Source organism: Vibrio sp. JCM 18905 (assembly GCF_055393305.1).
On record NZ_AP043878.1, the window covers coordinates 1428819 to 1449589 of the forward strand.

Sequence of the window (20771 nt, forward strand, 5' to 3'; positions counted from 1 at the left end):
AGTAAAGAGTATGGTTTTATGAGATTTGATGGGTCTTAACTTGTTTTAGCCAGTCGTTAATTGAGAAAGAGCAACAGAAATCATCCATTTCGGAGTTGTTATCGACATCATCAAAAAGATAAAGTTGAAGTTGCCCATTATCAGTTATATTTCTAAAGTGAGATTTATTGAGAGCAAACACTACGTTTAAAATGTCTTCCTCACTTTCAACCTGACATAGAAACGTGCTTGAAAAGGTTGCCATAATAGCAGAACCATCATTCAATTTTACATACGAAAGGAGTACTAGCTCCATAGATTGTGCAAAAGTAAGGCATAGGTCTAGTGGCGAAGTGATATGTAACTTTCTGCCGTTTAAACGAATGTCATGACTAGTGAGCAGGGGGTGGTTAATCAAAGAAATTTGATTATTTGACTGTTCTTGATAGTTCTTCAAATTTTGCATAATAAATCCTTAATAAACTTACCCCAAAACTTCGTTTATTGTAGATTTATTAAGTGACACGCGGGGTGTTTAACGCGTCTGTTTTTAAGTTATAACTGATGATGATTAAAGTCAATTAAATTCTATAAAAAGTAAAGATTTATCATTTTAATTATTTAATCATCACAATAGAGTTCTTCGTAATCGATAAGATGCATGTTCCTATCAATCCGTTTTAAATCATCAAAAGCAAAAAACTTCTTAGCTAAGCGAATGGTGTAATAAGGTTCAGTCGTATTTGAAAGTATTATCTCATGACTATGAGGAACATGGACAAACTCAATACTGCCAAACCTAGTCTTATAAAAACCTGATTCCCCTGTTGTACCCAGAATTAAAATCATCGGGATCTGAGAGATAACACTCCACCTTGAGAGGGCATCTTCGAAAGATATATAACACAGTTCGCCATCTCGCAGTGACAAAGCTAGTTTGTCAAAGAAATCAGGCGGCAATGTCGAACGCAAGTAAACAAATCGCTCAAAATTAATACTGACGATGTAGTCGTGTTTTGCAATGATCTGCTCAATATCATCACTTCTAAAGATTGAGCAGATCTCATCACGTCTATAGATAAACTTTTCTTTACGCCGATACTGCATTTCGAAAATCATTTTCATAGATTAAAAGGTAGAATTGCTTAAAACCGAACAGAATGATTACATAATAGCTTGTTTTATATCAAGTGAAGCTTCATAATAATCATGTTGATTGAGTATCGATGGATACGCGTGTGAATTTAACCAGATGTTATACTTTCTATAATTTCCGTTTGTTTTATGATCAACTTCAGTGTCAAACCCGAGTTTAGAAAGAAAATCATTTATTGCCCGTGTTTTATAGCCTTCAGAATGTGACTGTGAAGTGATGGGCTTCAACATAGTATTCATCGAACTCAGTTTTTTACAGAGTGCGGAATTACCATTTAATAACTGGTTGATGATATCATAAGCTTCATAATAACTGGATTTAGGGATCGAATGCTTCTGGTCAATACGTTCAATAGATATGTTTAAAGTTTTAAAAAGAACATTCATCAGATTAAAAAGGGGCTGGTCTGATGTTTTAGTCTGGCGCCACTCAGTATATGCTTGCAAATGTTCTAATAACGAAGCTTTGTTTCTAGAAAATGAGATTGCGTCGTCAGTCAAATAATCAATTTGAATATGCAACCTTTCTGAAATCACTCTCTTTTCAGCAGCACTCAGTTGCAAGTTGTTTGCTTGGCCTGATTGAATGACTTCATTAGCTTCATCCAGGTCAGTGACATGTTCAGGCGCGTTATAAATCGATTCGTTAACTGAGGCCCTGTATACTTCTTCAAGCTGCTTTTGCAGCAGAGATTCATTGGCATCTTGTTTTGCGTAGTATTCTTCAGCGTTAACTCGAAAACCTAACGCTGTCGCGGTGCGCTTTAAAGATACAGGCATATTATGGCGCGTATGCGTCGAGATATGATGGATAACGTGCTGCATGTGTTCGAAAGTAAACGAACTATTGATTGGTTTACCAGAAGAATCTATGTTTTTGTACTCATAGGGGATAACGTTGTCGGTTTGAATACCGTAAGTAATTTCCTTTGCTTGGCGAAACCTTCTCCCCATCTGAATGAGTCCCTTAGGTGTGAGTATGCTATGTGATATAACTAAAACCTTATCTGTGTAATTGGTTTCGATACTGACTGCTGAATCGATGTAGGGCGAGTATAAGATTTGCTTGTACAAGAAACATGAAACGTTTGGGGTAGCTAGATATTTACGTACAGCATCAGTATTACAAGTATCACGGGTAACCACTAGATACCCAGCTTCCAGTGCTTTTTCAGCACAGCCTTTACCTGAAGATTTAAGGCCGATCGAAAACAAATATTGGTACAAAGCTTCTTTCTTATCGAAAGCAATCACCTGATAAGCGTTATCTTCGTTCCTGATTGCGTTCAGTACGGTATCTCTATTCACGAGGTTGATGTTGATGTCAGAATATTTTCCGCCCTCGACTTTATAGAACTGATAATCGTGAATTCCTGTAGACTTAACTAATTCAGCCGTGATGCAGTTAGTGCTGTCAGCATCCATCATGATAACTTGCTTCGCGTAGGTGATGACCGTTTTTAAAGCGTTAAATGATTTTGCTTTCAGTCGTTCATTTTTATAATGATTACCGTCGAGTGATAAGAAGCCTTTTTCGCTCTCATCGAAGATAACTAAATCGCAGCCGAGTACATACTGCAGCATGTTAGGCAGTGAGTTTGTGGTTGAAACGATGATTTGTGCCTCTTCAAGCTTTCTTAATGACTTAGTGTTGTGATTTGCTTCCTTCGCATTGGGTAGCAGCGTTGAGATCTTATAATTTATGTTATTATTGATTTCGTTTTTATGAGCAATGATGGCAACTCTTAAGTTCGAATCCTTTTTCAGAAGATCACGAAGATAATTATCAATGACATACGTTGTTTTCCCCGTCCCTGTTTCAGCAGAGATAACATTAACTCGGTTTAACGATAAGTCGATGTTGTTTAAACAGGAAACCGTCTTTGCTTCTGAAAAGTTCAGGGACAGAGTGATCGCTTCATTCTCCTTTAGCCTGACGGAGCGTAAACGCTGATTGATCTCATCGTCACTGATTTCAAAGAATGTTGAAGCAAAAGACTTCACAAAATCAATAGATGCAGAAGACGTTTGCACAGCTTTTCTGAGCAGCTTGAACGCATGTTCTATTAACTCATCACTGTTGATGTCTAGCTTACATGCCTGAGACGTTAAGTAGACTTCTTGAAATATAGGGTGCATATCGATCAAATCTATCGGGTGGCCTGAGATGAGCAACTCCTTTTTAAATCGGATGGCTGTGGCTATGGCATCGATAATTTCGTGTAAATCAGTCGATGCGTAAATACAGATTGAACTCACACAACGGTTGTAGACGTGGTTATTAATGAGTACTTCACTCGGAGATCGTATAGCTAAGTCATCACGTGCTTCGGTATCTTTTATAACATCCTTTTCATTCTTAGTAATGTGAAGTCTAATATTTTTGTTTTTTAAAGGTGTAGCTGTGCTGATATTTTTATAATAATATTCCATGATTTAATCTCGATTAATTAGTTTTTAAAAATTCTAATTAATAAATAACGACAAAATCAATCTATTTTTTAATATTTTTTATAATGTCCATTTATTCTTTGTATTTCAATGATTTAATTGTTATTGGTTTTTATATTTTAATTTTAATATTCGATGATATTAAAATTAAAATATAAAGGCTAAATGAGTTCTTACGTTGTTAATAATATTATTTAAATAATATTACTCCCATGTATAACGAACTGTTCAGGTTGTAACTTAGTGTATTTAAGTTTAGAAATATGACTTACTTTGACTTATGATCGTATACCAATGTGTCCATTTCTGTATTGTATATATAATACAGAAATGTAGATGTGGACACTGAGAGCCTGTATTCCTAAACATAAACTCTTAATTGACATTGAATTATTGAACTATGCATGCGGTAGCATGCTAAGTTTGCTGGTTGTTCAATTTGAGTAAAAGTTAACCTTTGAATGGCTATCAACCTATGTGTCCACTTCTCAAATGTATATATAATAATAAATGGAGAAGTGGACACTCAAAATTAAACATTAAATCTATATGCCACTTGCGAAGTATTATGCATCAGTGCATCAGTAGGTAGACTCGCTCTTTGAGCGAGAGTTTCAATAGATGAGTACGTGGTCATAACTCCAGTAACGAATGGTGATACTTAATGATATTTAGACTTAAACTAAAGGTTGTCATCCTCAACGATTTCATCGGTTTTAAAGTCTTTCTTAGTCAGTTTTGTACCATTTTCACTATTGTATCTTTCAATTGCTGCCGCCAGTTCACGTGATGCTTTACCTTGGGATCTTTCTTTAAAAACATCTTCTCCTACTTTAAATTTAACAAGTGGTGCTGGTTTTCGCTTCGTTGCGGTAGAAGACTTTGAACCTGTTAAAGTTTTATACTTTTTTTCGAGTTCGTGAGGGATTTCAAAGTCAATTACTTGTAAAGCGTGTATGGCTGCTTCAACAGCCTTCACTTCTTGCGCAGTATTAAGCTCATCTATAACGTGGCTAACTCTATCACGGATTGCTTCTAACTCACCCAGAGATAGTTCTAAGCCTCGGATATTATTGCGACTCTTAAATATTTCTATGGCTGCTTCTTGTTTTTCAGTCAATGTCATTAGTTTTATTCCTATTAGATGTACAATTGCCAATACTCCAATTTTAAACCAAACTTAAAAAGTGTGGAAGTTTTTAATTATTAAAAAATTTTTGTTTGATTTATACTTTTGTTTTTATATTTACAATGGTTTTTAAATGTGGTTTATTAAAAAGGTGTTAAACATCTTATTGATTTAAAGGTTACCAAAATGAATCGTCGTAAATATGTATATAAAAATCAAAAACTAACCCTTGTTAAAAGTCGTTTAAATGATGTTTTAAACCCCAGTGTTGATTTAAATCCTTTTGATGATTATTTAATCTCAGATTGCGAAGCATTACTTAAAGCGAACAGTTTAACTGTTGAAGAACAGCAGCATAGAATTAAACCAAACGCATCATTCTCCAATAAAAAATCGGCTAACTGTATGTTGTCGAGTCAATACCATATTAAAACGGATAGACTCCAATCAGCGCAAAGCAACCAAACACAGAAGGAATCTCGTGTCCCTGGACTCTATGGTTGCAATCGTTACAAATCAAAACGAAAAGAGCAAGTCAAAGAAAGCGAAATGTTTTGTTTCTTTTAATGTGAATCGGGATAGATATTATGACGAAGCAGCATCAATGTGAACAAATGCCTGAGGAAGTTCAAGTGTACTATACAGATCACTACACAACTGAAGAACAATGGTTTTTGTTTGTCTCTGAAACCGCAACAGAAATGGATCTAGAATTAAGCCATGAACTTAATGATGTAGGAGAGTTGCTGTGGCAAACTGCTTTTAACATCATTCATTGTCCGTATTGTGGCTTGAAATTTGAAAAAACTACACAGAAGGTTACTGCTCATTTTCATAAAGCTGTTAACTATAAACTGATTTAGTCGCTTTACTTTTGTATTTGTCATGCTTATCAGCATGACTAAAAACTAATATTGAGATACGGTTATGTCACAAAACTGAACAGATGTTTCTCGTATCAAAGCAGTCAACTTCTTTGTTTGTTCTAAAGCTTCATAAAGCCAATTTTTATCTGACAGCGCATTAGAATTTAGCATTAACTCTATCTGTTTGGAGAGTGAGATGAATTTACGAAGGACCTTGCCTAAAGTTAACGTTACTGCTCTCCAGTCATGTTGGTTATTACTTGCTAATATTAGTATATCGATCCTTAAGACGTAGATTTGAAGCTCTAAAATGATGTTCTGCTCGCCAATACTCATAGCTTCAAACTTGGCATTATCTAAACAATCATGAAGATTTCGGGTATTTATTATGGTGAGTGTTTGAGGGGGGATCATTACAAGCCTCTTTGGAAACTATGTGGCTACTAACGAGTAGCCACAAACTAGCGCTAATCTATTTTGTTTTAAAAACCAAACCGCTTTCAACCAGTTGGTGGTCCAGATATTCCCAAGAAGTAAAGTTCGTTAGATCGATTTCATCACCCTTTTCTATACCTAGAAGCGATTTATCACCATATTCTTCATATTCATACTGAATTTCTTCTGTAGCTCTATCTAAAGCTTCGTCAATAAGTTGCTCTTGAATATCGTTCTCTGACCATCCTAAAAACTTAGCCGTTTTATTGGAACTGATTGGATAATAGTCATAAATTTCACTGAGCGGAGGTTCCTTGCCTTCTCTTACTGCTCTAATGCTACCTTCTAATCCAGAGAGGTAGGTCGCTTCGTCCCAATTGAATAATTGTTCTTGGTCTACAACGAATACTAGCCAAAATTCAGAGCTAATCGCTACCTGCCAGCCAAGTATATTGAACTCTCTGATAATAGAAAAACGGTCATCATGGGACAATGGCATCCCCAATATCCTCTGAATAAACTCCTCACGAACTTTGAACTTATGTTGGTTATCTTGAGAGTCAGAACTATGTCTTTTAGAACACAAAAGAATAAGCTTAACTATTTGTTCATAAGTAATGCGTTCATTTTTAAATCTTCTTTGAATAGACATGATCAATTTTGTCCTGTTATTTTTCATTATTAATGATGTGAAAAGTACTGGCAGTTAGCCAAGTTCTCTTATACCTAAATAGTGAAAATAAATCTCACGATTTTGACTTAAACTCAAGCTATCTGGATAATTCTTCAGTAACATTCACTGAAAAACGATTCCCTTGTTATCTAACCAAGTACCGAGTTCGACTTCTAATCATCACAACCCAACAACTTTTTGATCGGCTAGAGCGTTATTTTACCAAGAATTCTAAGCGAGTTGCTGACAATGGAATCAATGATTTGAGCAGGAAAGCCGTTGGGTAGGTGGCTAACTACTTGGTCAATAGCATTCGGAAAGGACTCAACAAACTCGTCAAGTATCTCTTGCATTCGAATTGTGCAGAAACCAACGGTTTCTGCTGTTGCAATAAAGTGACGGGGATATACCTTTTCAAGATGCCACTTATTGCCGCTTGAAGTGGATTTGAAAGACATAGCTAACTTTAGTTTACGAGTGTTTATACCTTTGCCATTTGATGCGGGGAAGGCTGACATAATATCGTAGAAAGGTGTTAGTCTATAAGCACCATTGGTCTCAATAAAAATTGAAAAGTTTTTTGAATGACCGTCGGTTGCGCCTATCAACCATTGAAAAACTTGGAAGCGCATGAAGTTATCACGGTCTTTCTCTGCGTTAGTGGAGCTGTTCAATAGCTGCATTATTTCTACAATACCAATTCCTCCGTCAGCTTGATATTTCATGCTGGTGGGTAAAGACAATGCTTGGCACATATCTTCTTGAGCTAATCTTATAAGCGAACCTGTACTTGTAGACCATGCACGATCAAACCGTTCAACAACTAAAGATTTCACATTATCAAAGTCTAATATCTCTACGCTAGGTACTTTGAACCCCATTGCTTCTGCTAGTTTGATACAGAGATACTCATTTTCAACGCTCTCAGTCATGTCTAGTGTAGCGAATGGTTGCTGAATAACTCCAATCGGAAATTTGAGAATATGAGTACTTGGATAATCCAAATTGGGTAAAAACCAATCATTTTTAATCTTAAGTAGCGCGGTTTTCTCTTGTGCCCCTGATATTGTGATGCGAAAGTCATGCTTATCGATCATGCCAAGTGGGTTCTGCTGCTTATGAGCAGTTATGATACTGCGCAAATCATCAACTGAAAGTGTCTCCAACTTGGCTAGATCTAATCTATCCTCAACTTCTTCTTCAGGTACTAATGATAATGAGCCTACACAGTCTCGACCGATTGCATGCAATAAGTCGAAGGTATTTGTTGAGGCGGTGCTATGGCGACGCTGTATGTTCTTACGTGTTGAAGTTAGGTCAGGTAACAGATTATCAAAATAGTTTGCTACAGGGTCACCTTTGTGTGGCTCGCTTTGAAGTGGAAGAGATAGCGAAATCGGGTAGGCATTCGGTTTATCTAACCAATTATCGTCATAGCAAAATTGCATTGAGCCATCGGTAGTCTTGGTTAGATGGCCAATTTTTGTGTTGTTGATATGTGCTATTAATGAAGGCATTGGCTGCTTTGACTCTCGGTTAGAACGGCAATTACTCAGATATCATATTATCGTACTAATAGTCGTTTGTACGGCTCTTTTGGAGATACCAATAACTCAAGTAGGCTGAAATGTTTTAGTAGAGTTTTACCGTTGTCTTTTTGTTGTTGCAATACTATTTGACGCTCATCCAGTAGGGGGGATTTCTATGTGTTCGGTTGAACTGTGAATTTATTTTAAAAACATATGGTTGAATTCGTGCACGGTGCTCGATTTTTTTGTGTCGGATAGATCATCGTTAAGTACGCGCATGGCGAGGCTTTGTTGCGTAATTCAGACGAGAAACCAAACCTCCTAAAGTTGAGCGACTTTTATACAATATACTGAGTTTCAGGCATACCAAGCCCTGTAAGTTTGTTCAGTGCTTTGATCATGGCGTAAGTCTTGCCAACCTGAGCGTTGTAATTTCTTAGACTTAATTTCCCACCTAGCAACTGTTTTACTCGGTACATTGCGGTCTCTGACAGAGAGCGCTTATGATAGCCATACCGCTTTTTCCACTTCTTGTTGGAGCCGTAGAGCTTCTGGCAACCTACCGCTAAGTTACGAGGGTGCCCTTGTTCCCAGAAGGCTGCTCCTTCTCTTGGCGGGATGAGCGGAACAGCTCGCTTGATCCGTATGGCATCATGGCAATTCCTTGTGTCATAAGCGCCATCGCCTGATATCTCAATGATTTTACGACGTGTTTGCTTGAGTAAGTTGGGGAGCACTTCGGCATCAGTGACGTTAGATAAGCTCAGCTCTGCTGCGACTATTTCGTGGGTGCTTGTATCTACCGCGATATGCAGCTTACGCCAGACTCTTCGCTTCCCATCAGTTCCATGCTTCTTGACCTTCCATTCACCTTCGCCATAAACCTTGAGGCCAGTGGCATCAATGGCCAGATGTTGTATTGCTCCTCTGGTTTTGGTTTTAAATGAAACTTCAACTTCCTTAGCTCGGCGGCTTATACAGGTGTAGTGCGGGCAAACAAGCGGGATGTTAGCCAGCTTAAATACGGAGTCTAGAAAACCTTGCAGCGCTCTCAAGGGCATAGAGAAAACGCGTTTCACCATCAGTGCAGTAGTAATGGCTAAGTCGCTGAATCGGCGAGGTCTACCACGCTTGCCTTGTTTGTTTTGCTTCCACTCAGCTATCGCTTCCTCATCAATCCAAAAGGTCAGAGAACCACGGTTGATTAAGGATTTATTGTACTGCTTCCAGTTAGTTGTTTTGTAACGAGGTTTAGGCATGAGGCTACGACGATTGATGGGCGTAGCCGCTCAGATCGTAGTTTCTTGATTTAGTTCCATCGAATTACGCAACAAAGCCAATCACTTGATGATTCCGAATGAAGTAACCGCTGACGTTGTTGCTGTGGATATTATGGTCAAAGCTGGGTACAGTCCACAGGCAATGCGCTATGTGTTAGAGCGTGCAGCCAGTTGCTTAGGGTATCATGATGGTGACCTAAATACACAGTTTGCTCATATGCAAGCTGAAGCAAAAAAGTTTAATGAAAGTAAAAATAAGAGCATGGAGAACTATTTCGAGATAATAGGCGATCTTTTTTCCCAGACTCATCTACCACAGCCTTGGAGAGAAAAAACAGTTTCAACATACATTAAGGCTAATTATCCAACGGAGAGACGTTTGAGAATGACAACCGTGAGCAGTTTTAAAGTGAGTACGATGGTGTCTAGTAGATAAACAGCAATGACCAAAAAGTCACAATGAATGGGTATAGAGGTTCTAGATAGGGTCAGGTCTTGTCTTTTGCCTTTGTTGTTTTTACTTACTTTTACTAATTGTAGTTTGACGAGTTAGAGCAATGAACCTAACTCGTTTCTGCCCCAAACCTTGCTAGCAATGATGATTCGTTCAATCTCATCATGGAAGTTTGAACTAGATTTTGTTATCCAAGTGATGCCTCAAGGTATGGGTTTTGTTAGTTTGACTAATGAGTTAGTATGAGATAGATTGTTAAATTAAGGCTGGATGGAAGCCTGCTCACTCCAATAAGGCAAACTCTTTCGAGAACCATAATCCTAAATTATATATTTTTTCTTATTTATTTCGGCGGGAAGAAGAAAATTAGGAGTGGATTTACTTAGCTTTTCGTCTAGGTATATAAGATCATGAATATTACTCAATCTTTCATTTCAAATATCAAGAAACTAGCTAAAAAGATTCAAGTTGAACTAGGTGTTAAGCACACCCAAGCACTTGAATTAGCAGCACGAGAAGTTGGCTTCCCTAACTACCATTCGCTATTACAGCATTCGAAAAAAGCTAACAATCATAGAGCTAATATAGTTAATGCAAATAAAGGTATGGATGGGGTTAATCAAGAGTTCGCTATGGCTCAGGGGAATAGAGGTAAACAGCTTAATCCAAATCAAAACAGCTCTCTATTGGTTATATTTGATGATGATTTGATGGTAAATGAGCTAGAGTATGAAGGCACCACTCCCAAACTTATTAGACGTAACTTTAAGGCCGAGTATCTCGATAAAGGCTTTGCAACCGATATAGGTGCAAGGATACTAAGTTTCGCTGAAGTTAAACACCGTGACTTGGATATAGGCTATGGTTCGCAATTACACCAGTGGGGATACATCTGTGTTGAGTTCTTACGAAACAGAAACAATCCTTGGACTATTGAAGACGCTAATGAAATTGCGAAAGAGCGCATAGGTTCGAAATTTGGCTCTTGCTACCGTGAATTCTTTTTCATCGATGGAGAATATGTAAATAACCATGTCTATGATGAAAGAACTACAGCATTAGACCTCGAAAACGATAGACAGTACCATCCAGCAATCGATGGCTATCATGACAACTATAGCTAAGTGTTAACTTAACTAGCCCACTTTTGAGTCAGTTGTTCTTCCTATGTGATTACCAAGGGAGCCTGACGGGATAAATCCCAAGCGACTTTGTCGTTCACCTTTAAGTCTAGCCCACAGGCTAGACTTCTTTATTTAATGCCGCTGAGCGTTGTATTCTCAGCGCTCTGGTATTCAGTGCCTCGCGCTTCCAGATATTTCGTATCGTGCAACTGCTGACGGTGATGTTGTACTCCTTCTTTAGCATGGTTCTCAACTGTACTGAGGTTTGATACGGATTGTTTAAGGTCAGCTCGATAATTTTGTGTTCGGTTTCTTCAGGTATGCTGTTTTTGCTGCGGTGCAGCGGTTTGTTAATGCGCTTAAGGCCAAGGGCGCCTTCCTCGGCTAATACCTTTTGATAGTTGTAGATACTTCGGCGCGAGCAACCAGTGAGCCGAGCGGCTTCCGTCGCATTACCCAGGCGGTCGGCAAGCTCGATGACATCCAACTTGCGCTGGACTTCCATCCCATACTCACTCGCTCTTGGTGGCTCTTCTAACTCGGTAATATGCAGTTTTCGGTGACCAAAATAGGCTGAGAATGCACCATCGAACTGACAGCGTATTTCCAGTTTCTGATTGACGATGGAGTGCCTTATGGGCGAGTCGATGAGATACATTTTATTGTTATAACTGAAGGTATGATCTCGGCGAACCTTGCGATATTCCTTGTGAACACAGACCGTATCAAGGTTGATGTGTTCAGGTACAACCTTGAATGCCGACCTCGGGTTCTTCGCCTGCACCGCGATTTTCTGTTGCCAGTACAGTGGAATGAATTGGTTTTGAAGATACTCGTTGGCGCTTTGAATATCGGTAATATGATGCAGCCGAAGCTCTGGAACCAGCCTGTCTTGGAACGTGTCGAATGCCCGTTCGACACGTCCTTTGCCTTGGGGCGAATTCGCAAAGATGATTTCGATCCCTAGCTCTTCACAAGCGCGTTGCATCTGAGAGAAGTTACTGCGTTTTGGACCACCGAATATACCCGCTCTATCGACGTAGAGCGTCTTAAACAGACCTCGCTTTTCGATATATGCCTTCATGACTTTCATACAGCCTTCCGTGGTTTCGGAAGGGAAGAACTCGGCATGGATATCACTGGTCGCATCGTCGATGATGGCAATCAAGCATGAGCGATGCTCACCAAACCATTGATGCGGACTGCCGTCCATTTGCAGCATCAGTCCAGGCTGCTCCATTCGTTCCCTGTACTTTCTTACTCGGCTACGACGACGCTTGGCTCGCTTCACATGGTGGATAGCGTGCGCCCACTTTCGCAAAGTTTCCCGCTTGATGGTCAAGCCTTCGTTGACCGTGAGTAACTCGGCCAGATGCTGCAAATTGAAATCGAAGTACTTAGTTTGGATCAGTTGCTGAACCTGTCTTTTCAGTGAATCAGGGGTTTTATTGACAGGCTCACGACCTTTATTGCCATGGACTACAAAGCGTATGCCTTCACGACGGTAGCGGTGGAGGTAACGCTCTATGGTACGACGGGACTTATTGAGGAGTTTGGAAGCACTGTGAATGCTGATCTTACCTTGAGTGACTTTAGCGATCACATCAACAGTAAGCTGGGAGCGAGAGTCCATGATGATCATCCTTACTAACCCCTGAATGGTGAGTTGACCTATTCAAAGGGTTAGGTATAGAAATGGATCCGTCATTTTCCCTTGGTAATTAGTTCACCGACAAAATCGGTTGGTAGTTAAGGTACGACAGAATCGCTTGGTGATCACAGTCAGTTGTTCTTCCTAGCTGACTCATCATTGCCCCACTTCGCGTTAATGTATTTACTCAGTAGCAGAGAAAACTCGCAGTTTTCCCTAGAATAACTAATGTGACTAGCCATAGATGTAGGTAATATCAACTTATAGGATTTCACCGTCCCCCCAATCCACTAACTAGGTGAACCATGACAAGTAAGAAGAGTAAGCCACCAACAATTTTGATTAAGAGGTATTTAAATTGAAAAGAGATGTCGCGCTACTAGTAGCCGAAGCGCCTTGGTTTTCATTCAAAAACAACAGAGATCAAGCGACTGGACTCCCTTTTTTACAGGGATAAAGCAGTATGTGAACAAAAATGCTAAAAAGTCACAGCTTAATATTTATTCATGTGATTATTACGATAATAACTCGTTGGAATATGCGTTAAATCACCTAACTGACACGGAAGAGAACATACAAATACTTTACATCGGTGGACATGGTGATGGTAAGTGCGTAGCTGATGCTTCCATTAAAAAGTATCAGAAATGGTTAAGAGTAAAGGACGCAATATAAAGGGGCTGATTGTGAGTTCTTGTTTGGCTGCTAGCAAAGATACTCTCTCTGAATCAACGTCTTGGGGAATAAATGACACTAGTTTTGATATTGTAAATGGTCCTAATTGGGTCATCTCATATAAGCACTCTGTCGATTGGTTTCAGTCAGTACTACTAGAAACTGCAATAATCAAAGAGTTCGCTGAAGGGTATATTAGCGAGGGTAAGTTGAACTCTAAACAAGACATTATCACTTGCTTCCATAATGCTCTTTTCCCATTTGATCTGAATATCCCTTTTGCCAATGGTGAAGATGGAAGTCCCAAAACTCTTAGTGAATCAATACGTTTTTGGGTAAGGCCGCAAGGGAGCAGTCATCCCGCAGACGTCACAAAAGAGTTACTTACTGGCTTGATGACTTGAGTATCGGGCAAAATCGTGAGATTTCTTTTTTAGTTTTAGGTATAAGCGAGTTTAGCTAGTTGTTAGCGCGTATTAATTTTTATGTAAATAACAGGATAAAACTAACTATGCCTATTCAAAGAAGAGTAAAAGATAATCGTATCAATTATGAACAAGTAGCAAAGCTAATTCTTTTATGCTCTCAAACTCACAAATCGGATGCTGAAGCAAACCAAAATCGGTTCATAGTACGTGAAGGGCTTATTCAGAAGATGGTGGGCATGCCATTATCGCATGATGATCGCTTTTACATCATTAGAGAGTTCAACTTACTTGGTTGGCAGGTGGCTATTAATCCTGATTATTGGCTTATATTCGTGGTTGATGAAGAACAGTTGTTCAAATGGGATGAGGCTACGTACCCCTATGGGCTAGAACAGACCATTAAAGCGGTACAACAAGGAAAAGAGCCACCACTAGGTGAACTTGACGATTACTATCGGCTTAAGCCAAATCTAACTGCAAAATTCTTAGGTTGGTCAGACGAAGACATTCAAGAACAGCTTGTGGAAGAGGCTTTAAACGGAGTGGAAGGTGAAGTTGAAGAAGAATATGAGGAAACAGGTGACAAGTCTCTTCTGAACATTAAAGATGATGATGAAATCGGCTTTACAAATTTTACTGCTTGGGAATATCTCGACTATGAACTGGCTAGAAATGGACTAGTTTTCAAATCTAAATAATACTGGCGCAGGTGTGTAGTTACTCGATAGTAGCCACTCATCCACCAAGGAGGTTTGTGTTGTTAACCCATCTACCTAACGAGATCAATACTAGTCATCTTCACAAATGCCTAGAAGATGCGAAGTTAATATCGAAAAAGGTTGGAGAGCAGAACATTCTCTTAGAGCTTCAAATTTACCTCTTAAGGATAGATTTACTAATAGCCAATAGCCGTATCCAGAGTGATTGGCGAACCCATGCATTAACCCTCGATAAAATTCTTCGTAGACTTTTAGGACTTTCCAAGCAGATAGAGTCATTGACGGATAACCATGCTTTTTCAACTCAATATTGCCTTGATAGTGCTTTGGAACAAGTGAAGGTATTGATTACCGTAACCTGTAAAGTTATAGACGCTCGGTAATATTATTGGTGTAATATCGTGTTTGATGTGATGGCACGTGGCGAGTTCCCATCTATCATTTTGAAAAAATTACTCAATCATATTGACTTTATACTTTGTGCATTAATACTGGTGGAATCAGAGCCACCAACATTAATGATGCCAATTGGTGTAAGCCTTAAGCCTGTTTGCCAAACTCACCTCTGTTTAGTAGACGACACTTGTTACCAAGTGTAACTATCTTTGTGGGCGTTATCCAAGTAATGCCAGTAGCAACTCGCGGGCGTGGATTTTTCATCAATTTCATGGTTGAGTTGCGTTAGCCAATTTTCCAACCTGATTACGCATAACTTTCAGCTAAGTTGAAATATCACTTCGTTGCGCTTTTTTGTTACCCATTTATAATGACTTACATGAACAAAGGCTATTCATCATTCACTCAAGGAATTAACTCACATGTCACTCAGCAAAGTAAAAAATTTGTTCTCTCGCTCCCAGTTCCCACTCCATTATGGCTGGTTAGAATTGATAGAAAAGAGCATTGCCGCTTCCAGTGACCAAGAGTACCTAATGAATGAGATTAATGACATATCCAAACTGATGGGTAATGAGTACACCGAGGCTTTGATATTGCTTATTGATTCCCAACCTGAATCGCCATATTCATTACCTTTGAAGTTAATGCCTTTAAAACTTTCAGCTAAAAAGAGGATAGCGACTAACAGTGGTGAGTTCGCAGGTGATTGTGAAATGATTAAATCCCTGCTCTCAAAACATGTCTCTATCGGAACCAAAACTCCCGCAGAACAACGAAATGAACAACGCCAGATTCAAGAGCAAAAGCTGCAAGCGAGACGTGAAGCATCAGAAAAGATGTTTAAGGAACGAAAAGCTCAATATGAGAGGGACTACATTGATTTTCCATCGATAGAGGTAGTTAAGGTACTAAGACGATCCAAAGCAGCAGAAATCCTCGAACCATTGACCAAAGGGCAAACAATCTCTGAGAGCGATTACTTATGGTTAATCAATAAAGGTTTTGAAAATCAATATGTAAGTGGGCTGTACTATCTGAATCGAGCTGAGCTAGCAAAGCGCAAATGGGAAGATACGAAGAAACCTTGGAATCTCGTGAATGCTATTGCTGATTACAGAAAGGCTGGGAAACCCCAAATTGCGGTCGCTCTGGTTAATAAAAACTTCCCATTCAATTTCGCAAATGGCAACAAGAGCCTGAAATCGGCACTCTTAACCACAAGTGGTGGTGCAAAGCGTGATCTAAACAAGTTTGATAAAGCGATCCAATTTGGTACTCAAGCTCATGAACTTACTAAACAAGACTACCGCCCATGCACTCTAATTGGCGCATGTAAGATGATCTTGGGAGATGTTGCTCAAGGGCATGAGTGGTATCAAAAAGCAATTAAACGTGGGTTTAATGAAGATAGCTTTGAGCAAGAGATCCGATCAATCTACAACCGTGCCAGTCGCAAAGATAAAGCTAAAATCAAACAGACCTTAATCGCTGATGGATGGGTATATCAGTGGCTCAAATGAGTCACTTAATACGACTCTGCTAATTTTAGTAACCGATATGGCATAGGAGGTGTTGTCATTGATGAGCCAAGAAGCTCATCTAGCACTTCTTCGAGTCTAAATCGGTAGTTAAATCGAAAGCAAAACTCACCGAGATATCGAGGTAGATGCTTTTTACTGATAGCATGGTAAGTTCCTCTCAATGAGTTCTTGACGTTACCGATCATCGTATCAACCCAATGGAAGTATTTATCTTGAATTTCATCAAGATCAGGTGCGCCATCTTTAACAACCCGATCATGGTGTACGTTCGCATTGGACAGGGCTTCAAAGCAGGAAAGTCCATCTGATATGGCGAGAGTGGACGGCACTAAGTGCTTCTTAGCCCACTTCTCAACTTCATCTTTACGAAAGCCTTTAACCACAGTCATTCGCATGTAAACAGGGTTGTAGTCTTCATTCAGAGCGACAGCAGCAATGAAAGGCACTTTGTTTACAGATCCTCTGCCACGCTTACCCTTTGTTTTACCGCCCCAATATGCATCATCGAGTTGTCTTTTATCATCACTCTCTTTCATCGCTTGCATGAGCTTATGCTTCATGCGCCATGCCGTGTTATATGAGACCTCAATTAGCCTTGATAGCTCTAATGCTGATATGCCGTTTTTAACTTTAGTCAGCAGGAGGATGGCGAGAAACCACTTAGTCAGTGGCAGCTTGGTGTTATCAAGAATAGTCCCTGCGGTAAGAGATGTTTGTTGGTGGCAGGTGTTGCATTGATATAACGAATGCCGCTTTAGCTTGCAGTATTCTTTACCGCCACAGCTAGGGCAGACAAACCCATTACCCCACCTAAGATTAAAAAAGTCTGTCATAGCACTGAGTTTCCGTTCCATAAAGGTTGTTGAAGCGGATCAACGATAAACCTTTTTGAAACTGAATCTCATTTCTAGCCATAAACACCTCTCAAACCAATGATCTGAGTATAGGCTTGGCTCGGAAATGATCAAGCTGAAACTTATGCGTAATCAGGTTTTCCAATGAGCTTCTACTTAACTTCGCGTCCATGCATTGTTCACACTCTTTCAGTGAGAGTCCTGCACTTTGAAGTTGTTTAGTCAAAAACAGTAGCTGCAAATCGTTTTCGCTGTAATAGCGGTACCCATTGTCAAGGCGATGGCCGTTAATCAGCCCTAGCTTCTCGTAATAGAGCAAGGTGGTGCGAGATATACCAGCCTTTGCCCCAATTCCGAAATACGCAATACATGTGAGATTTGACCCAAATGTTCTTAGTATTTGGATAGTATGAACTGTAGGGTAGTAGACAGGTCAAGTAGACTTGTTAGAATTTTTCACCAACCGTGGCTGAAGTGAGATGTTGGTGAGGACTGTGGATGATTTTGAGTTATTAGTCGGTAGCTAGTAGACCGTGTTCAATACGAGAATTTATTTATGATATGAATAGCTAAATTAGCAAAATCACTGGTAAACTATTGTCCATCTTCGAGCCAGCTAGATCTGTGCTGGCTCATTTATGCCCCGTTTCTACTTAGATTAAAAACTCGTTCACATGTTGTTCATCTCTTTTTGTCTTACTAAACCTAATGGTGCAGCGTAAGAATTTCAGGCGGATACTTTCCGTCATGAAAGGCCAACATTCACATAATGTGCTTATATTGCTTGAGTTGCATACATGATGGTAGCAAGATAGACCGAAAGCAAAGGCGGAAAGATTTAGTCTAAAAAGCGTTAGGCTACAAAAGGAGTTTTGATGAATAGTGATAATTTGTCAGAAAGTCCCAGCGAAGAGGTGACTTGTAATGAACCTCTGTTTGTTAAGGGAGGAGTTGAGGGCGAGCCAGTTAAGTATCTTGGAGTTAAGCCTTACGAACTCGATAAGTATGAATTTAGCATTCTTAAAAAGAAATTTGAAAATAAATCAGTGTGGTTCAATGCTGCACTTGGTGCAACAGCTGGGTCTATATTTCTTCTTCTTGCAAAAGTAATTCAGTTATCTTTAACGAAACAAGAGATATCGATTGAAATTTATGAAATAGCTACAGTTTTATTAGGTGCTATTGCTTCATGGAACTTACGAACCCCAACATTATCTGATGATGAATTAGAGCAACAGGAAATTGTGAAATATATAGATGATTAGTTTTCTCAAAATCCTAAGAGAAATATTCACGTTTCACCGAAAAGGGGGAGATCATAATGAAACTAGACTCACTTCCTTTGCAATTTAAGCCGTTTAAAGAGCTAGAAATTGCTAAAAATAAGTTGATTGATGGAATCGCTCTAATCACTGTAAATGAGTTTATTCCTTTCCTAATTGGTTCAAATGAACAACTAGAAGTATGGATTAATATTCCTTCAGATCCAAAAGGAGAGCAATGGCAACCATTAGTAAGAAAAAATAGATCTTTGCACAACGCAGTAATTGTTAGTGCCACAGACTCAATGGTTACGGTTAATACTCCTGATGGAATTGTGTTAGAGGTTGCGCGTAAGTCAAAGAATGCAGCTGAAATAACTAAATTAGATTTGCGACCATTTGGGATTAATGTATTCCTCAAAGGTGAGGCGCTAAGTGTAATGAATAATAGTTTGTCAGGTAATTCGATTATCGGTGCAAAAGTAATGATTGGCATCGGAGCTTAGTAGCCTAACACGTTGCTTAAGATTGATTCGCAACGCGTGGTATTTTCACTATGCGTTGATTTTAGTGTTTAAGGTGATGTGCGGAAGGTTCGGTATTGCGTTGCTCACACCTTAGCAAAGCGTTATAACTCATGGGGGAAGAATGTACTTTTACTTACCAATTTATAAAGAAACAAAGGAACAGTTTGAAGATAAATATGAAAATGCATTTGCTAAGAGGATTTCTGAGTTAGAAGCTCAAACTGGTGGTGTAATTAATCAAAATATGCAAATCAGAATGAAAGATCAGTTGGCTAAAGATATGGGGAGAAGCTGGCGAGAGAATAATGCTGTTGGCTGGATTAGAGTCGGTAAGGGAAAAGGTGGTTTTACCTTTATTATCTCTAAATCAAACCCCGAAAGACCACGCGGTCCTAGACGCTATTTTGATCTGATACCACCAGATAAGTGTTATGGCGCATACCACGTGATTTCATTTGAAAACTGTACAAACACAGCGGAAGTGTTAGGTCAATTTAAGCGTATCTTTTCAGAGATTGTGCAAGATTCTCCATTCAAGGGTTGCTTTGTCGATGATAGTCAAATTGTAAATTTGAGTGATTTTATTGATTGGAAAGCACTCATCGAAAAATGATTTATGTTTCAGAGGATGATATGGAAAAATACTTATATTTATTTGAATGAAATCATAACAAATATTAGCCGTCATATCCGTTTAGCAAAGCGTTAGCTGTATGCCGATAATCAAGGAAAACTATGTGTGAAATAGAGCAATGTAATAGTCGAAATATCCCACTACCAATTCAACGGGAAGTTCGTCAAAGGTGTGGTTTTGGCTGCGTGATTTGTGGTTTGCCTCTATATGAATATGAACATATGGAGGAGTGGGCTGTTGTCAAGCGTCATGTAGCTGATGAAATTACTCTTTTATGCGATCAGCACCATCGAGAAAAAACTGGTGGGCTACTTCCTATTGAAGTTGTGCGTGCGGCTAACAAATCTCCGTACAATTTGAGAGAGGGTAATTCAAAGCCCTACAACTTACACTTTGCTGGTACTGAAGCCACAGTTGAAATTGGTAGTAATAGTTTCACTTGTCGAGATAAGGGGTATGGTACAGCTATGGTACCAGTAAGTGTTGATGGTACGCCTCTTATTGGTTTGATCCTAGCGGATGGGCATTTGTTACTAAATTTGGTTGTTTTTGATGAATTCAATTCTCCAGTGCTTCATATCAAGAATAATCAATTAATATACTCAACTTCGCCGTGGGACATACAGTTAGTAGGTAAAAAACTAACCATTAGGGAAGCGCACAAAAAAATCCTGTTTGAAATCGAGTTTTATCCACCGAATCGTGTAGTTATAAACCGTGGACGCTTACTTAGAAATGGTGTGGAGATTTTAATAAGACCAAGCAATATTTTGGTCACTAATAATTCAATGTTACTAAGCGAATGCCATGCTCACAATTGTTATGGTGGCCTTATTATTGGACATCATGACAAACCAATAGGTGGCTTTATGGCGCTACAGAGTGTACCAAGATACCTAGGCGACCGTACAGAGGCACTCAAGTTCGAAAAAGAGTTTCTCAAGTGAATGGAAAGCAGTTAATAAGTTACTTTAGTGAACGCAAAACGTTCGACGCTTTGGGTTTG

The 20771-nt window shown here is 39.2% G+C and carries 20 protein-coding genes and 2 pseudogenes; 11 read left to right on the forward strand and 11 right to left on the reverse strand.

Annotated features, from left to right (window positions below; translation table 11 throughout):
- Window positions 1–16 precede the first annotated feature (16 nt).
- The 4 genes from ACZ5ZC_RS06255 to ACZ5ZC_RS06270 form a co-directional block, all read right to left on the reverse strand.
- Window positions 17–445, reverse strand: coding sequence for a hypothetical protein (locus tag ACZ5ZC_RS06255; RefSeq protein ID WP_464931506.1), 429 nt, complete (start codon window positions 443–445; stop codon window positions 17–19).
- A 155-nt stretch (window positions 446–600) separates the two neighbouring features.
- Window positions 601–1086, reverse strand: coding sequence for a hypothetical protein (locus ACZ5ZC_RS06260; protein ID WP_464931507.1), 486 nt, complete (start codon window positions 1084–1086; stop codon window positions 601–603).
- Between the two features lie 57 nt (window positions 1087–1143).
- Complete coding sequence (locus ACZ5ZC_RS06265) at window positions 1144–3567, reverse strand: DEAD/DEAH box helicase family protein (protein WP_464931508.1); 2424 nt, start codon at window positions 3565–3567, stop codon at window positions 1144–1146.
- Between the two features lie 700 nt (window positions 3568–4267).
- Complete coding sequence (locus ACZ5ZC_RS06270) at window positions 4268–4711, reverse strand: hypothetical protein (protein ID WP_054868368.1); 444 nt, start codon at window positions 4709–4711, stop codon at window positions 4268–4270.
- 189 nt (window positions 4712–4900) lie between these two features.
- Here ACZ5ZC_RS06270 and ACZ5ZC_RS06275 point away from each other — a divergent pair, with 189 nt between their 5' ends.
- Together ACZ5ZC_RS06275 and ACZ5ZC_RS06280 are read left to right on the forward strand one after the other, a co-directional pair.
- The gene (locus ACZ5ZC_RS06275; RefSeq protein WP_464931509.1) at window positions 4901–5281 is read left to right on the forward strand and encodes a hypothetical protein; all 381 of its coding nucleotides are present in this window, start codon (window positions 4901–4903) and stop codon (window positions 5279–5281) included.
- 20 nt (window positions 5282–5301) lie between these two features.
- The gene (locus ACZ5ZC_RS06280; RefSeq protein ID WP_054868370.1) at window positions 5302–5577 is read left to right on the forward strand and encodes a hypothetical protein; all 276 of its coding nucleotides are present in this window, start codon (window positions 5302–5304) and stop codon (window positions 5575–5577) included.
- 45 nt (window positions 5578–5622) lie between these two features.
- Here ACZ5ZC_RS06280 and ACZ5ZC_RS06285 read toward each other — a convergent pair whose 3' ends face one another.
- The 4 genes from ACZ5ZC_RS06285 to ACZ5ZC_RS06300 form a co-directional block, all read right to left on the reverse strand.
- Window positions 5623–5994 (reverse strand): hypothetical protein, encoded by a 372-nt coding sequence (locus tag ACZ5ZC_RS06285; protein ID WP_464931510.1) that lies wholly within the window; start codon window positions 5992–5994, stop codon window positions 5623–5625.
- A 58-nt stretch (window positions 5995–6052) separates the two neighbouring features.
- Entirely contained in the window at window positions 6053–6667 is a 615-nt protein-coding gene (locus ACZ5ZC_RS06290; protein ID WP_464931511.1) for a hypothetical protein, read from the reverse strand.
- Window positions 6668–6894: 227 nt separating this feature from the next.
- On the reverse strand, window positions 6895–8205 hold the full coding sequence (locus ACZ5ZC_RS06295; protein ID WP_464931512.1) for a type II toxin-antitoxin system HipA family toxin: 1311 nt from the start codon (window positions 8203–8205) through the stop codon (window positions 6895–6897).
- Window positions 8206–8555: 350 nt separating this feature from the next.
- Complete coding sequence (locus ACZ5ZC_RS06300; RefSeq protein ID WP_464931513.1) at window positions 8556–9476, reverse strand: IS5 family transposase; 921 nt, start codon at window positions 9474–9476, stop codon at window positions 8556–8558.
- A gap of 88 nt (window positions 9477–9564) precedes the next feature.
- On the opposite strand from ACZ5ZC_RS06300, the gene ACZ5ZC_RS06305 reads away from it, so the two are divergent.
- Complete coding sequence (locus ACZ5ZC_RS06305) at window positions 9565–9933, forward strand: hypothetical protein (protein ID WP_464931514.1); 369 nt, start codon at window positions 9565–9567, stop codon at window positions 9931–9933.
- Between the two features lie 428 nt (window positions 9934–10361).
- Window positions 10362–11075 carry a hypothetical protein gene (locus ACZ5ZC_RS06310; protein ID WP_059678442.1) on the forward strand — a complete coding sequence of 238 codons (714 nt, stop codon included), beginning with the start codon at window positions 10362–10364 and terminating at the stop codon, window positions 11073–11075.
- Between the two features lie 118 nt (window positions 11076–11193).
- Here the strand turns inward: ACZ5ZC_RS06310 and ACZ5ZC_RS06315 are convergent, their stop codons facing one another.
- Window positions 11194–12717, reverse strand: coding sequence for an ISNCY family transposase (locus ACZ5ZC_RS06315; RefSeq protein WP_203527022.1), 1524 nt, complete (start codon window positions 12715–12717; stop codon window positions 11194–11196).
- 656 nt (window positions 12718–13373) lie between these two features.
- Here ACZ5ZC_RS06315 and ACZ5ZC_RS06320 point away from each other — a divergent pair.
- The 3 genes from ACZ5ZC_RS06320 (at window position 13374) to ACZ5ZC_RS06330 (ending at window position 16467) form a co-directional block, all read left to right on the forward strand.
- The gene (locus tag ACZ5ZC_RS06320) at window positions 13374–13805 is read left to right on the forward strand and encodes a hypothetical protein (RefSeq protein ID WP_464931515.1); all 432 of its coding nucleotides are present in this window, start codon (window positions 13374–13376) and stop codon (window positions 13803–13805) included.
- 107 nt (window positions 13806–13912) lie between these two features.
- Window positions 13913–14527, forward strand: coding sequence for a hypothetical protein (locus ACZ5ZC_RS06325; RefSeq protein ID WP_225478322.1), 615 nt, complete (start codon window positions 13913–13915; stop codon window positions 14525–14527).
- An 839-nt stretch (window positions 14528–15366) separates the two neighbouring features.
- A complete protein-coding gene (locus ACZ5ZC_RS06330; RefSeq protein WP_464931516.1) occupies window positions 15367–16467 on the forward strand; it encodes a hypothetical protein in 1101 nt (366 codons plus the stop codon).
- Between the two features lie 5 nt (window positions 16468–16472).
- On the opposite strand, the pseudogene ACZ5ZC_RS06335 reads toward ACZ5ZC_RS06330, so the two are convergent.
- Together ACZ5ZC_RS06335 and ACZ5ZC_RS06340 are read right to left on the reverse strand one after the other, a co-directional pair.
- A pseudogene (locus tag ACZ5ZC_RS06335) lies at window positions 16473–17403 on the reverse strand (IS1595 family transposase).
- Window positions 17404–17480: 77 nt separating this feature from the next.
- Window positions 17481–17713: pseudogene (locus ACZ5ZC_RS06340) on the reverse strand (MerR family transcriptional regulator); the annotation flags it as partial.
- Between the two features lie 504 nt (window positions 17714–18217).
- Here ACZ5ZC_RS06340 and ACZ5ZC_RS06345 point away from each other — a divergent pair.
- The 4 genes from ACZ5ZC_RS06345 (at window position 18218) to ACZ5ZC_RS06360 (ending at window position 20712) form a co-directional block, all read left to right on the forward strand.
- Window positions 18218–18607 (forward strand): hypothetical protein, encoded by a 390-nt coding sequence (locus ACZ5ZC_RS06345; RefSeq protein ID WP_464931517.1) that lies wholly within the window; start codon window positions 18218–18220, stop codon window positions 18605–18607.
- A 56-nt stretch (window positions 18608–18663) separates the two neighbouring features.
- Window positions 18664–19110 carry a hypothetical protein gene (locus ACZ5ZC_RS06350; RefSeq protein WP_050935799.1) on the forward strand — a complete coding sequence of 149 codons (447 nt, stop codon included), beginning with the start codon at window positions 18664–18666 and terminating at the stop codon, window positions 19108–19110.
- A gap of 142 nt (window positions 19111–19252) precedes the next feature.
- Window positions 19253–19744: a hypothetical protein gene (locus tag ACZ5ZC_RS06355; protein WP_464931518.1), complete on the forward strand. Its 492-nt coding sequence runs from the start codon at window positions 19253–19255 to the stop codon at window positions 19742–19744.
- Between the two features lie 122 nt (window positions 19745–19866).
- On the forward strand, window positions 19867–20712 hold the full coding sequence (locus tag ACZ5ZC_RS06360; protein ID WP_050936048.1) for a hypothetical protein: 846 nt from the start codon (window positions 19867–19869) through the stop codon (window positions 20710–20712).
- The last annotated feature ends 59 nt before the right edge of the window (window positions 20713–20771 follow it).

Bases quoted from the DNA above. Each gene is read 5' to 3' on its own strand.
- ACZ5ZC_RS06310 (WP_059678442.1), top strand. From the start codon at position 10,362: ATGAATATTACTCAATCTTTCATTTCAAATATCAAGAAACTAGCTAAA.
- ACZ5ZC_RS06350 (WP_050935799.1), top strand. From the start codon at position 18,664: ATGAAACTAGACTCACTTCCTTTGCAATTTAAGCCGTTTAAAGAGCTA.
- ACZ5ZC_RS06300 (WP_464931513.1), bottom strand. From the start codon at position 9,476: ATGCCTAAACCTCGTTACAAAACAACTAACTGGAAGCAGTACAATAAA.
- ACZ5ZC_RS06285 (WP_464931510.1), bottom strand. From the start codon at position 5,994: ATGATCCCCCCTCAAACACTCACCATAATAAATACCCGAAATCTTCAT.
- ACZ5ZC_RS06320 (WP_464931515.1), top strand. From the start codon at position 13,374: ATGGTTAAGAGTAAAGGACGCAATATAAAGGGGCTGATTGTGAGTTCT.
- ACZ5ZC_RS06330 (WP_464931516.1), top strand. From the start codon at position 15,367: ATGTCACTCAGCAAAGTAAAAAATTTGTTCTCTCGCTCCCAGTTCCCA.
- ACZ5ZC_RS06280 (WP_054868370.1), top strand. From the start codon at position 5,302: ATGACGAAGCAGCATCAATGTGAACAAATGCCTGAGGAAGTTCAAGTG.
- ACZ5ZC_RS06270 (WP_054868368.1), bottom strand. From the start codon at position 4,711: ATGACATTGACTGAAAAACAAGAAGCAGCCATAGAAATATTTAAGAGT.
- ACZ5ZC_RS06360 (WP_050936048.1), top strand. From the start codon at position 19,867: ATGTGTGAAATAGAGCAATGTAATAGTCGAAATATCCCACTACCAATT.
- ACZ5ZC_RS06265 (WP_464931508.1), bottom strand. From the start codon at position 3,567: ATGGAATATTATTATAAAAATATCAGCACAGCTACACCTTTAAAAAAC.
- ACZ5ZC_RS06295 (WP_464931512.1), bottom strand. From the start codon at position 8,205: ATGCCTTCATTAATAGCACATATCAACAACACAAAAATTGGCCATCTA.
- ACZ5ZC_RS06255 (WP_464931506.1), bottom strand. From the start codon at position 445: ATGCAAAATTTGAAGAACTATCAAGAACAGTCAAATAATCAAATTTCT.
- ACZ5ZC_RS06345 (WP_464931517.1), top strand. From the start codon at position 18,218: ATGAATAGTGATAATTTGTCAGAAAGTCCCAGCGAAGAGGTGACTTGT.
- ACZ5ZC_RS06355 (WP_464931518.1), top strand. From the start codon at position 19,253: ATGTACTTTTACTTACCAATTTATAAAGAAACAAAGGAACAGTTTGAA.
- ACZ5ZC_RS06305 (WP_464931514.1), top strand. From the start codon at position 9,565: ATGATTCCGAATGAAGTAACCGCTGACGTTGTTGCTGTGGATATTATG.
- ACZ5ZC_RS06260 (WP_464931507.1), bottom strand. From the start codon at position 1,086: ATGCAGTATCGGCGTAAAGAAAAGTTTATCTATAGACGTGATGAGATC.
- ACZ5ZC_RS06315 (WP_203527022.1), bottom strand. From the start codon at position 12,717: ATGATCATCATGGACTCTCGCTCCCAGCTTACTGTTGATGTGATCGCT.
- ACZ5ZC_RS06325 (WP_225478322.1), top strand. From the start codon at position 13,913: ATGCCTATTCAAAGAAGAGTAAAAGATAATCGTATCAATTATGAACAA.
- ACZ5ZC_RS06275 (WP_464931509.1), top strand. From the start codon at position 4,901: ATGAATCGTCGTAAATATGTATATAAAAATCAAAAACTAACCCTTGTT.
- ACZ5ZC_RS06290 (WP_464931511.1), bottom strand. From the start codon at position 6,667: ATGTCTATTCAAAGAAGATTTAAAAATGAACGCATTACTTATGAACAA.